The 13729-nt window shown below is 38.2% G+C and carries 8 protein-coding genes; all 8 read left to right on the top strand.

What is annotated here, in order from left to right:
* Nucleotides 1-293: 293 nt before the first annotated feature.
* The gene (locus HC643_RS09550; RefSeq protein ID WP_038076586.1) at nucleotides 294-707 is read left to right on the top strand and encodes a DUF3110 domain-containing protein; all 414 of its coding nucleotides are present in this window, start codon (nucleotides 294-296) and stop codon (nucleotides 705-707) included.
* A gap of 3 nt (nucleotides 708-710) precedes the next feature.
* Nucleotides 711-1628, top strand: coding sequence for an N-acetylmuramic acid 6-phosphate etherase (gene murQ / locus HC643_RS09545; protein WP_038076582.1), 918 nt, complete (start codon nucleotides 711-713; stop codon nucleotides 1626-1628).
* A 1336-nt stretch (nucleotides 1629-2964) separates the two neighbouring features.
* Complete coding sequence (locus HC643_RS09540) at nucleotides 2965-4200, top strand: response regulator (RefSeq protein ID WP_038076580.1); 1236 nt, start codon at nucleotides 2965-2967, stop codon at nucleotides 4198-4200.
* Nucleotides 4201-4642: 442 nt separating this feature from the next.
* Nucleotides 4643-5002 (top strand): response regulator transcription factor, encoded by a 360-nt coding sequence (locus HC643_RS09535; protein WP_038076578.1) that lies wholly within the window; start codon nucleotides 4643-4645, stop codon nucleotides 5000-5002.
* Between the two features lie 23 nt (nucleotides 5003-5025).
* Nucleotides 5026-5532 carry a chemotaxis protein CheW gene (locus tag HC643_RS09530; protein ID WP_237265860.1) on the top strand — a complete coding sequence of 169 codons (507 nt, stop codon included), beginning with the start codon at nucleotides 5026-5028 and terminating at the stop codon, nucleotides 5530-5532.
* Between the two features lie 94 nt (nucleotides 5533-5626).
* Nucleotides 5627-8353 carry a GAF domain-containing protein gene (locus HC643_RS09525; RefSeq protein WP_038076572.1) on the top strand — a complete coding sequence of 909 codons (2727 nt, stop codon included), beginning with the start codon at nucleotides 5627-5629 and terminating at the stop codon, nucleotides 8351-8353.
* Between the two features lie 108 nt (nucleotides 8354-8461).
* Nucleotides 8462-12187 (top strand): hybrid sensor histidine kinase/response regulator, encoded by a 3726-nt coding sequence (locus HC643_RS09520; protein ID WP_038076569.1) that lies wholly within the window; start codon nucleotides 8462-8464, stop codon nucleotides 12185-12187.
* A gap of 140 nt (nucleotides 12188-12327) precedes the next feature.
* Nucleotides 12328-13539 carry an RNA-guided endonuclease InsQ/TnpB family protein gene (locus tag HC643_RS09515; RefSeq protein ID WP_167844644.1) on the top strand — a complete coding sequence of 404 codons (1212 nt, stop codon included), beginning with the start codon at nucleotides 12328-12330 and terminating at the stop codon, nucleotides 13537-13539.
* Nucleotides 13540-13729 lie beyond the last annotated feature (190 nt).

Here is a 13729-nt window from a genome sequence, read left to right as displayed (position 1 = left end):
GTAATTGCTAAGGGGCTCTCAATTCCGTTATCAGGATTAACCATTTTCATTCGACTTTCATCCACTTGAGAGAAAATCCGTAGGAAAGCGACAATTTTTTGAATAACTAATTAGCAAATATGCATATTTTTGCAAGATGTGACAAATACCTGCACATTATCAGTTCTTAATGTCTCTAGGGTCAAGTTAGATGCAAGCACTATCAACAGGGAGGTCGTTGAGATAGGGTTAATTCATTTTGTCCTTGTTTAAGTATTATGGAATTCAAGATACAAAACTAAAAGACTACATCCATGCGTGTTTTTGTACTACTGTTTAACGCCAGAACAGAAAATGAGGGAATTCATACGATTCAAGTGGGCGATCGCAATAAAGTTCTGATGTTTGAGTCGGAAGACGATGCCACACGCTTTGCCCTTATGTTGGAAGCTCAAGATTTTCTCTCACCTACGGTAGAGGCAATTGATTCAGAGGAAGTGGAAGAATTTTGTGCTAGCGCAGACTATGATTGGGAAATCATCCCAAGTGACGGCAGTATTTTGATCGTTCCGCCTGAGGTGAATGTTGATGAAACCGATTGGGACCCAAACTCAAAAGAAGATGCGGGGGAGGGAACTTTAGATCGCACTCAAGAGTCGAAGGACGATTCAGAGTTATCTCAGTCAGAGCTAGAGAGTATTCGTCGCAAACTAGAAGGATTATTGTAGTTAATGGCAAATTTGCAGGAGCGCGGACATCTTTTAACTGAGCAAATCAATCCAGATAGTCTTAACTTAGACCAGCTCGGTACTTTGGAATTCGTAGAATTGTTTAATCGTGAAGATGCAAAGGCAGTAGCTGCAGTAGCTGCAGCTAAAAACCAGTTGGCAGAAGCGATTGAACTTTGTGCAGAACGAATGCGTCACGGAGGACGCCTGTTTTACATTGGTGCGGGAACAAGTGGTAGATTGGGGGTATTGGATGCCGCAGAATGTCCACCGACGTTTTGTACCTCCCCGGAAATGGTACAAGGTATTATTGCAGGGGGTGCAGGCGCACTCCTTCGCAGTTCCGAAGATTTAGAGGATCGCGTCCAAGATGGAGAAACTGCGATCGCTCAGCGTCAGATTACGCAACTTGATATTGTGGTTGGTATTACAGCAGGCGGAACCACACCGTTTGTTCATGGTGCATTAAGTGCAGCCCGACAGCGGGGGGCTAAGACTATATTTATAGCCTGTGTTCCGGCTGAGCAAGTTACTAGTGACGCTGATATCGATATTCGCCTTTTGACCGGACCGGAGGTTCTCGCGGGTTCAACTCGTTTAAAAGCGGGGACGGCGACAAAGCTGGCTTTAAATATCCTTTCTACAGGGATTATGGTCAAGTTGGGCAAAGTTTATGGCAATCGCATGGTCGATGTGGCGGTGACAAATCAAAAGTTACGCGATCGCGCTTTGCGAATATTACAAGACTTAACAGGCTTAAGTCGAGATGCAGCTGGTTTTTTGTTAGAACGGAGTGGTAAATGGGTCAAGTTAGCACTTTTGATGCATTGGACTGGATTGGAACAAGAGGAAGGTTTAAAGCTTTTATCAGAACACCAGGGTAATCTCAGAGCAGCAGTTGCAAGTTATAAAAGTCAGTAAAGGGATATGACTCAACATTCTTACTTCCTTTCTGCGCTCAAATGACAGATTCTTGTACGGTAATGCTGCAAGCGCAGAAGGGTCAAGTGGGAGTACCAAGTTGTTGAGATCGAGAGAATATCCCCTACATCAGCAGAATTTTCTCTACGTAAAACTTGGCGAGAACAGGACTATTCTAGGCCACAGTGCAAAGAAATTTTGGTACGCGCTCGGTATCGTCCGAAAGGATTTTGGCAAAATACGTAGAGTAAATATGTTTCTGAACAAACACAAGAGCGATCTCTTGACGTACTTGAACAAGCATTTCAACAGAAAAAGCTCATAAGGTTTGGTAATCTATTTGTCCAAATCGGGTTATGTTTTATAACTTTAGTACTTAAGTACACATAAAGTTTTTAACTCTGACTTTTAAACTTTCGATCGCTAATATCAATAGCGCTCAATCACAGTCGGTTTCAGTATATATAGCTAACATGATGTTAATTATTTTACATAATATTTTAACAAAAGTTAAAGGAAGTACATAAAATTATACTTAATTTAAGGAAACATACAGATGTCAAATAGCAATTGAATTGGTTAAGCTCAATATCTGTTAGTTTATATCTTATACCATTATCTTTTGGTAAAAAACACAGGTTGCAAAGTCGGTTATTGCGTATGTTTGCCAGTATCGACCCGATCCTTTTGAGAAGCAGCAAGATGTAAATTAGCAAAAAAACATACTTAGGATACTGAGAAAGAAGAAATTCAAGAGGTCAAGTCAGTGTTTTCTGATAATTTCTTATGTAATAACGCTAAGAAATCAGGTTAAAACTTTATAAGAAAAATTCATCTTTTTACTATAAAAATGTGATGTTTTATCAATTGAATATTGCAACGAATATCTTATCTTCACAAAGATAATTATAATTTTCATAAATTAAAGAATTGGAAGCCAATTAATGCCAAACTTGCCGATTGTACGTTTGGCTTAAGAGGTTTAGAAATCAGAATTTATACTGATTTAATATAGTTTTCTAATATGTATGATAATTTATTAAGGCTGATTATATTTTACTTTTGGGCTATAGCAATTTTATCTGTCTAAGAGACCTCCAAATTTAAAAAATCCAAGTTGTTCTTATGAATGAAGAGCGGCGCTTTGCGGTGAGTTGAGCCTTAATACTGCTTTGATAACCCGGAACAGAAACCTGGTTTCTCAAGAGCGCAAATAATTTTTAACCGAGCAGTCTTGAGTCTATTTCTTTCAGCAGTGCGATCGGCTTAACTTTCAGAAAAATCTAACATTTAAAATGGTATAACAACTTTTACAGTTACAGTACAGGGAGAAAGCATGAACCATTTAAAAGAGATTGTACCCAGCAATCTATTTGATGCATTTATCACGTGTTCTCAATTACAGTACAGCGGTAAATTGGACATAAAAAACGCTCGGGGAAAAGCATGGACCTTTTACTACCGTCTGGGGCGGATCGTCTGGGCGACAGGTGGGACTCATCCTTGGCGACGCTGGCGCAGACATATGGTTCAGCACTGTCCTGAGATGGATCTTGAAAAGATGCGGTTTCGCATAGAAGATACATTACTTGAATATTGGGATTATCGTATCTTAGGAATTTTACATCAAAGACAAAAACTAAAACGAGAACAAATCAAAATGATTGTGGATAACACAATCTTTGAACTATTATTTGATGTAGTACAGCAAGCCAATCTTGATACCGTACATTTTAATGATGGCAATACCGAACTTCGCGCAGAACGCAATCAAGAAGTTGTTTTAGAAGCTCCTGTTAGTTTCACAAGTGCCGATCTATCTTTAAAGCAAGTAGAAGATTCGTGGAAACTGTGGTTAGAATCTAGTTTAGGAAACATTTTTCCGGATTCAGCACCCGTACTGCGTAAACCAGATCGACTCGAACAACAAGTCAATTCATCTGTTTACAAAAATTTTGTGACTCTGCTCAACGGTAAATACACCCTGCGGGATTTAGCTGTCAAAATGAATCACAATCCTTTGTCAGTTATCCGTTCTTTGCTTCCTTACGTTCAAAAAGGAATTATTGAATTGGTTGACGTTCCCGATTTACCTTTGATCGCAGAAACTCAAAATAACTCTACCTCTAGTAAAGCTGTAGACGCAACAACTCCATTGGTAGTTTGTGTAGATGATAGTCTCCAAGTTTGCCAAATGTTGGAGAAAATTGTAACTTCTAATGGACTGAGGTTTATTAAGGTTCAAGATTCAGTACAGGCATTGCCAACCATAATTCAGCATAAGCCAGACTTAATTTTTTTGGATCTCATTATGCCAGTTGTTAACGGTTATGAGTTGTGTTCTCAACTGCGACGAATTTCTGCTTTTGCTGATACCCCTGTTATTATCATAACAGGTAATGATGGGCTGATGGATAGGGTTCGGGCTAAGGTAGTTCATTCGACAGAATTTATCACTAAACCAATAGCTGCTGATAAAGTTACAGTGATTTTGCGTAAGTATTTAAAAGCTCCGAAGTCATCAGATAAACATATTTCTAGCTCACAAGCATTACCCTTGACTGGTTCATGATTTTTGCTGCTTAATTGTAAAAATTCATAACAAACACTGTTTGTCAAAACTCATGAGAGCAGATTTTAAAACTTTCTCTAGAACATAGTTCTTTACTATTCAAATGAAGTTTTTTTACAGACTAAAACTAAAAAACCACTTGAGTGGTTTTTTTTGTTAGCTGCTAAATAACTGTGATAGGAATGATGCCTATTTTCTCAAATCATTCATGAGGAAAGATTTCCTGTTTTGTGCATGTTCAAAATCAACAATTAATTCTATATCACTACTTATAAAGAATCCATGTAAAGTTATGTAATAGTGCGTAATTATACTGAAGTAAGTTGAGAAAAGATCAATCACTATAGAAGAAAGCTAAAAATATTTTTGACTCATTCAATGAATTGAGTATTATTCAATTCAACTCTGTCTTGTTTCTAATTTAATTTAAGTAGTAATTCTTATGACTACAGTTTTAGTTGTTGAAGATGCCTTAACTGATATGCAAGTTCTTACAAGTTACTTACAGTCTGCAGGTTACTCTGTAGTAAGTGCCACCAATAGTGAGGAACTTCAGGAAAAACTAGAGAAAAACAAACCTGATGTTATCTTTTTGGATGTCATTTTGCCTGGTAAAAGTGGTTTTGAAATTTGTAGGGAATTGAAAAATAATCCAAGTACTAGTAAAATTCCGGTTGTCATTTGTTCGACTAAAAATACGGACGTTGATAAAATGTGGGGTTCTATGCTGGGGGCTGATGGTTACATCTCTAAACCCGTAAATCAAGAAGACTTGTTAAAGACTTTAAGGCATTTAAAATAAAAAAACAACGCTCGTTGAGTGTTATGAAAATAGTAAATAAAAATGAGGTAAATGCTTTGGAAACACGGCAAAAATTTTTAAGTTTTTATTTAGGTTTAAAAGATACAGCTGTTATTTCTTTAGAACATATTATAGAAGTCTTTCAAATTTCATTAATGGAAATATGTGCTGTTCCTCAGATGCCCAGTTGTGTTCTGGGAACGTATAACTGGCGAGGCGAGATGCTTTGGGTAGTGGATCTCGAAGAAATGTTGGGCTATGCACCACTTTCTGATGAAACGAATTTATTTTCAAAACTCATGGCAATTGTTCTGCATAGTGAAGGAAAATCTCTTGGGCTTTTGGTACGACAACTTATGGACATTGAGTTATTAGATACCACCCAGGTAAAATATCCAGAATCTCAATTATTTTCATCAGAGATTTCACAATTTTTACAAGGCTATTTTATAAATGATTCAGAAGATATGGCGATTTCTTTAGATGCATCTGCTATCGTACATTCTCCTAGTTGGAAAATCTACAATTGAATCAGATTAAAAGAAATATCTGGCTAATAGCGAAGAATTCTATAAATAGCTAAAGCCGTATCGCGATCGAGACATGAAATTTGAGGTTTAAATTATGACAGCTGTATATCAAGTCAATCAGGGTTCGGAACACTTAGAATATGCAAATAGTTCGTCTGGCGAAATATTAATTTTAAATGCAGTTTCTGAAAACTTAAAAATTTGGCGAAGACAAGTACAAGACATCATACTGAAAATGCGCCAAGCATCAGATTTTGATGCCTTAGTGAAAGTCATGGTGAAAGAAATAAGGGAGAAAACATCTAGCGATCGCGTTTTAATTTATCGCTTTCATTCTCCCGAGTCTGGTGTTGTCATAGAAGAAACAAGAGTTACTAGTTGGACACCAACTTTAGCAGAGAATCTCCCACCTATCGTTTTTGGCGTAAATCGAAGTGAAGATTCTGGGGAACCTGTTACTATAGATGATATTAACCAGGTCGATCTCACCCCTTATCAAAAACAATTACTTGAGAAATTCCAAATAAAATCCAGTTTAAGCGTACCTATTATCGTAGAAGAGAAAACTTGGGGTTTGCTAGTAGCTAACTTTTGTGCAACACCTCATGAATGGCAAGAGGTAGAAATTGGTCTATTAGTTCAAATTGCCACAGAATTTACTTATAGATTACAGCAGATTCAAGCTCAAAAACAACAACAAGAACAAACACAAGCTAGAAAATCTGTTGCCAAAGTTATCGACAAAGTTTTACGGATATCAGATATTGATAAAGTTTTCCAAGCGACAACTCAAGAAGTGCGTCATTTATTGCGATGCGATCGCGTTGGAGTTTATCGGTTCAATCCTGACTGGAGTGGTGAATTTGTAGCAGAGTCAGTGGGAAGTGGTTGGGTAAAACTTGTAGGACCGGATATCAAAACAGTGTGGGAAGATACCCACCTGCAAGAGACACAGGGCGGTCGCTATGCTAAAGGCGAAAGCTTCGTCGTGAATGACATATATAAAGCAGGGCATTTTCCCTGCCATGTTGAGATTTTAGAACAATTTGAAGTCAAAGCTTATATTATTGTTCCTGTGTTCTCTGGAGCAAAATTGTGGGGATTGCTAGGTGCTTATCAAAATTCTGCCACTCGTGAATGGGAAGCTTGGGAAGCGAGTTTTTTAACTCAGATAGGGATGCAGTTTGGTGTAGCGGTCGCACAAGCAGAGTATCTCGAACAAGTGCGGGTGAAATCAGAAAAGCTTTCTCAGATAGCTGAACAAGAAAAAGCTTTAACTAAAGTCGTCAACCGCATCCGACAATCTTCAAACGTAGATGTGATTTTTAAGACAGCAACTCAAGAAGTGCGGCAATTGCTGCGATGCGATCGCGTAGGAATTTATCGTTTTAACCCTGATTGGAGTGGCGAGTTCATTACAGAGTCTGTAGCGAGTGGTTGGGTAAGACTCGTAGGACCGGATATTAAAACTGTCTGGGAAGATACTCACATACAAGATACAAAAGGGGGTCGATATGCTAGAGGAGAAAGCTTTGCTGTTAATGATATTTACAAAGCAGGTCATGCTCCCTGCCATATTGAAGTTCTAGAACAGTTTGAAGTCAAAGCTTATGTGATTGTCCCTGTCTTTTTTGGTTCTAAATTGTGGGGTTTACTAGGAGCTTACCAAAATTCAGAGACTCGTAATTGGGAAGAATCAGAAGTCAGTTTGTTAGCCCGTATTGGTGACCAATTAGGTTTGGCTCTTCAACAAGCAGAATATCTGCAACAATTGCAAACGCAGTCAATACAACTAGCAGAAGCCGCAGAACGAGAAAAAGCAGCTAAAGAATCCATACAACAAGGAGCTATCCAACTTCTTACAGCAGTTAGACCCGCTCTGAATGGTGACTTAACAGTACGCGCACCTATTACAGAAGATATCCTCGGTACAATAGCCGATGCTTACAATGGTACACTGCAAGCCCTCAGACAGATTGTCATTCATTTGCAAAATGCTGCTCAACAAGTAGTACAAACTTCCAGTAGTAGCAATCTTGCACTCGGAGGATTAACAAATTTGGCACAGAGACAATCAGAAGAAATTACAGTCGCTTTAAACGAGTTACAACAGATGTTGAACTCTACTCAAGCAGTTGCAGGAAGTGCTGAATTGGTGAATGTTGCAGTACAAAGAGCAAATCAGACAGTAGAGTCAGGCGATCGCGCAATGAACTTGACTGTAGAGGCTATTCAAGCCATTCGAGAAACTGTTGCTCAAACCAGTAAAAAGATTAAACGTTTAAGTGAATCCTCACAAAAAATCTCCAAAGTCGTAAATTTGATTAGTAATTTTGCGACTCAAACGAACGTCCTAGCATTAAATGCTGCTATAGAAGCAACTCGTGCGGGTGAATACGGGAAAGGTTTTGCAGTCGTAGCAGATGAAGTCCGTTCGCTATCACGCCAGTCTGCAGCAGCCACTATAGAAATTGAGAAATTAGTCCAAGAAATTCAACAAGAAACGGGTGAAGTTGCAGTTGCAATGGAAACAGGTATTCAACAAGTTTTAGAAGGTACAGGTTTGGTCAATGAAACCAGACAAAATCTCAATGCTATTGTTGCTGCTACTACAGAAATTAGCCTACTTCTAAAACAAATTACAGAAGCAACACAAACACAAATAACCCAATCTGTCTCCGTTACAACATCCATAAAAGATGTTGCTGACATTTCTCACAGAACTTTTGCTGAATCTAATGAAATAGCTGCAGTTTTCCAACAGCTATCACAGATGGCGCAAGAGTTATTAACGACTGCAAGTAAATTCAAAGTCAATTAAATTTAACATTGTAACCGCAGAAGAACGCAGATAAACGCGGATAAATTTTTTATCATCAATCTGCGTATCTCTGCGTCATTCAGCGTTTCAAAATCAAAAATCAAAACGATGATTACCGATTCATTCATTCGCGAACAAAGTCATACCTACTTTCTCAGTGAAGCTCCAGAATTATTACACACTATCGAGCAAGAGCTTTTCAGCTTACCACACAATTACAGTATCGCTAAAGTCCATAACTTAATGCGCTCTGCTCATACGATTAAAGGGGGATCTGCTATTGTTGACTTAAAAACCGTTAACAAAATTGCCCATTCTTTAGAAGATGTTATTAGGGCTCTCTACAATCCCGATGTAGTCATAGATACTGAATTGCAAACACTTTTGCTACAAGCTTACGAGTGTCTTCGTCTTCCCATAACTGCAGAAATAACAGGTAGCAGTATTAACGATGAGGAAATTCTGCAACGAGCCACTTCAGTCTTTGCACAGTTACATGAAAAATTAGGCGATGCTCTAGACGCTGACACTCATATTCCCACTTCGGTAGAACTGGGGTTTGATATTGTACAGTCTATATTTGAAACTGGAGTGACGCAACGTCTGGAAAGTATTGCGAAAGCTATTCAAGATTTACAGGATACAGATGAACTCAATCAATTTTTACGCTCTCAAGCTGAGGTATTTCTTGGTTTAGCAGAATCTTTAAACTTACCAGGATTTGGAGAAATCGCTAAAATCACTCTAGCTGCGCTAGAAGCAAATCCAACTCGTACAGTTGAAATTGCAGAACTGGCTTTGGCAGATTTTCAAAAAGGACAACATGCTATATTGGCGGGCGATCGCACGAGTAGCTATCAACCTTCAGAAGCTTTCCAAGAACTCTCTCAACCAAGAGTGAAGAATTTTGGTTCTCTCTTGTTACAGGAAGAACAAGAGATAAAGACAAATGTAGAAAATAGTTTAACTGTTTATTTCACCGACTATTCTACCGATACACCTCCTAATGCGATAAACTTAAGAAGTGAAATAGTTGATTTTTATAATTTTTTAATCAACAATAGTGGCTTCAATAGAAAAAAATTAAAGCCTGTAGAAGCTAAATTTTATTTAAAAGTAGTTCGTTATATATTAGGTTGGTTTAATCATCATTTAGAAGTCCCTTATCAAGAACTGAGCCTAGATCTACTTGTTCCCTATTTGCAAGCAGAAAATCCTATTGAAAAAATAGAAAATTGGCTATCTCAGTGCTTGCAATTCCTAAGTGATAAAGAGGACAGTGATAGCCTTTGTCTGTATCGTCAAGGTATTATCTTAAAAATTTTATTTGCTCTTGCTCAGTTTAAATATAGAACATTTAATAGCGATACCCCAATTTTAAAAACAATAAAAAACAAAATTATTCAGACTGCCAAAGAATATAAAAACTACCCGTCTGTTACAGAACAAGAAAAAAATTGGCTGGCTAAACCAAAATTACAAAATCTTTTAGAAATCAGAAAGATACACCCTGAACCATATCAACAAAGTGATTCTTTAGTAGATACAATTTGGGGACAAGAAGTTATAACGACTGCTAGTTATGAGTTACCCACCACTCAAGATAACTCCGATACAACGGAACAGACACCAGATGTTTTGCAGCGCGAACAAACTTTAACAGAGCCCTATTGGAACTTAACTCCAGAGCCAGAAATCACTCACAATAATTCAGCAACAATTTCCCAACCGTTAGCGATTAGAGAAGCAGCAACGTTGGATACAGTTCTCACAACCAATGAAGTCATTTCTCCTGACTCCAATGCAACAATCGACCGAGAAGTTGAAGAAAAAAAGACACGACAAAATTCATTTATTAGAGTCGATGTAGAGAGTCTGAATACGTTAAATTATCAAGCCGGGGAATTACTGATTTATCAAAAACGCCGGAATCTTTATGATGAACAATTTAAAGAAATTATTGAGCAACTCTTTTTTCAACTCCAAAGACATCAAAAAACTTTAAATCAACTTCGTGAATTACCACTTCAAGTACAGAATTTTACGTCAAAGTACAAGCAAAACTTTGCTACTGTGGACTTTGATACTTTGGAAATGGATGAGTATACAGAATTTAATGTAGCCTTATACTCAGCGCTAGAAGAGACGTTACAGCTACAAGAAACAACAGAATCCCTCGATTTACTGATCGAACAATCCACACAGATTCAAGAAAAAACACAGCGATTAACACTTAATATCATTGACAACTTAGTAGAAACACGAATGGTTCCTGTGGGAGATATTCTCAATCGTTTTCCCCAAATGGTACAAAACTTAGGGAACGTATATGGCAAAATGGTAGAGATGAAACTAACAGGTACGCAGGTACTGATAGAGAAATCAATAGCAGAAAAGTTATACGATCCTTTGTTGCAATTAGTTCGTAATGCTTTCGATCACGGTATTGAATCACCTGAAATTCGTCGAGAGTTTGGAAAATCAGAACGAGGTTTAATTGAAATTATTGCCTATCACCAAGGTAGTCAAACTATTATTGAAATTCACGATGACGGACAAGGATTGCACGTAGAGAAAATTTGTGAGAAAGCTGTTGAACTTGATTTGTTATCAGCAGAAGAAACCAGAGGATTGATTTCTAAAGCAACTGAAGACAAACTTTTAGATCTCATATTTTTACCTAGATTTTCTACAGCTGCTAAAGTGAGTGAAATTTCAGGACGCGGTATGGGTTTAGATATTGTGCGTTCTCAATTGCATTCTCTCAATGGCTCTATAGCAGTTCAATCCTTACCGAAGCAAGGAACAAAATTTATACTTAAAATTCCCTTTTCTATGACTACCGATAAATTGATGCTAGTGCAAGCTGGAGGCATTGTTTATGCCTTACTATTGAACAGTATTGAAAAAATCCTTCTCTCTTCTACTCATACAATTAAGGAATTTGAAGGCAAAAAAATCTTGCACTGGAATAAAGACAAAGATGAACGCATGATTAGCATATGTCATCTTTCAGAGTTAATTAATTATAACAGTCATTATATCTGTCACAGACATTTACAAAATAAACAAATAAATGATGGTACAGAAACTATGAAAAACCCTGTACTATTACTGAAACGCAATCAAGAACTTTTTGGTTTAGAAGTGGATCAAATCATTGGGGAACAGGAACTCGTTATTAGACCTTTAAGTCAAACTATATCTCCACCAAAATATATTTATGGGTGTAGTAGTCTCGCAAATGGAAATATGATTTTGGTTATTGATGCAGCACTGCTATTAGAACCACTCAACGCAATGCAAGCAGAACTAGATGTCATGGCATTACCACCAGCCACGGCTCAAATGAGGGCTTTACCCATTTCAGCTTCAGTAACACAATCCATACCCCTACTAGCTTCATCAACGACCAAATTAGAATTGAGCCCTTATCAAGAACAAACTCATAAAACATCAAAAGTGGTTTTGGTGATCGATGATGCTCTTAGTTTACGTCAAACCCTTTCTCTAACTTTACAAAAGTTTGGCTATCAAGTATTGCAAGCCCAAAATGGTGTAGAAGCTTTAGAACAGCTACAAGCCCATCCTGAAATTCAAATTTTGATATCTGATTTAGAGATGCCTCGCATGAATGGTTTTGAGCTTTTATCCCATCTTCAGCAGAACTCAAAGTTAGCAACTATACCTGTAGTCGTTTTAACATCCCGCAGTGCGGAAAAGCATCGGCGACTTGCTCAAGAACTAGGAGCAAAAGCATATATAACTAAACCTTACTTGGAGCATGAATTTATTTCAACAATTGAGACTGTGTTAACCATGACTCGCGAGTGACCAACTGATATCAAAGTGTTGTGAGGTCGGTAAAACAAGGGAGAAAGTACGATTTACCAAGAGAATGGGTCTAAAGCCTCGCCCTTCTAGGGCGACTTTATATGTGTTATAATATTTTGCGCAGAAGTTTTCCACGGAAAATGATTGTTTTAGAATTCAAAGCCAAAGGGAAAACGACTCAATATACTGCCATTGATGAGGCGATTAGGACTGCTCAATTTGTTCGCAATAAGAGTATCCGTTTTTGGATGGATAATCGAGGCGTGGGACAAAAACAAATGTATCGCCTTAGTAAGTCATTGAGAAGCGAATTCCCGTTTGTAAAAGCTTTGAATTCTAGTGCTTGCCAAGCTTCTATTGAACGGGCTTATAGTTCTATTGCTCGTTTTTACGACAACTGCAAAAAGTCTGTTCCGGGTAAAAAGGGATATCCAAAGTTCAAGAAAAATTCTCGCTCAGTGGAGTATAAAACCTCTGGGTGGTCACTTTCCGAGACCAGGAAACAAATAACCTTCACCGACAAAAAAGGTATTGGTACGCTCAAGCTGAAAGGAACATGGGATTTAAACTTCTACCAATTAGAACAGGTAAAACGAGTTAGATTAGTTCGTCGTGCTGATGGGTATTATGTTCAATTTCTGATTAGTGTAGACAACAAATTAGAAACACAACCCACAGGGAAAACCATTGGTTTGGATGTAGGACTTAAAGAATTCTATACCGACAGCAATGGACATAGTGAACCTAACCCAAGGTTTTATCGCACAGGAGAGAAACGTCTAAAATTTAGACAAAAGCGCGTTTCTCGTAAAAAGAAAGGCTCTGCCAACCGTAAGAAAGCTATTAATAAATTAGGGCGAGTACACCTCAAAATAAGTAGGCAACGTGAAGAACACGCCAAGAGACTGGCGCGTTGCGTAATCCAATCTCACGACTTGGTATCCTATGAAGATTTGAGGATTAAAAATTTAGTGAAAAATCACTGTCTCGCTAAATCTATTAATGATGCTGGTTGGTATAAATTCAGAAAATGGTTGGAGTATTTTGGGGTGAAGTTTGGCAGGATAACTGTTGCGGTTAACCCCGCCTACACTTCTCAAGAATGCTTCAGTTGTGGCGCAATAGTCAAAAAATCTCTATCTACAAGAACCCATGTTTGCGAATGCGGCTTTGTAATAGATAGAGACTGGAATGCCGCTATCAATATTCTGAAATTAGCCTTGAGTACCGTAGGGCATACGGGAACTTGGATCTACTATCCGAACGCTTCAGGAGATTCGACCTCTACTCATACTGGAGAAATCCTGTATCAGCAAGTTGGGTCTGTGATTGAAGAATCTTCGCCCTTATAGGGCGGAGAGTGTCAAGAATGCAACATTGGTAAGCAGTACGCTCTAATTCACCTAGCACCTCATCCCGGTGACTCCGCCTCCCGCTCGGGCATTCCCAGGGGGCATCCCAATTTGGAAAAAACACCGGGCGATTAAAATCGCGTCTGTACAAATGCTCGTCCCTTCGGGTTCGCCCTCCCTTGTTCGCCAG

Source organism: Tolypothrix bouteillei VB521301, from assembly GCF_000760695.4.
GTDB lineage: Bacteria > Cyanobacteriota > Cyanobacteriia > Cyanobacteriales > Nostocaceae > Scytonema > Scytonema bouteillei_A.
The sequence above is the reverse complement of the archived record's forward strand: the minus strand, read 5'-3'. Positions and strand labels throughout refer to the sequence as shown.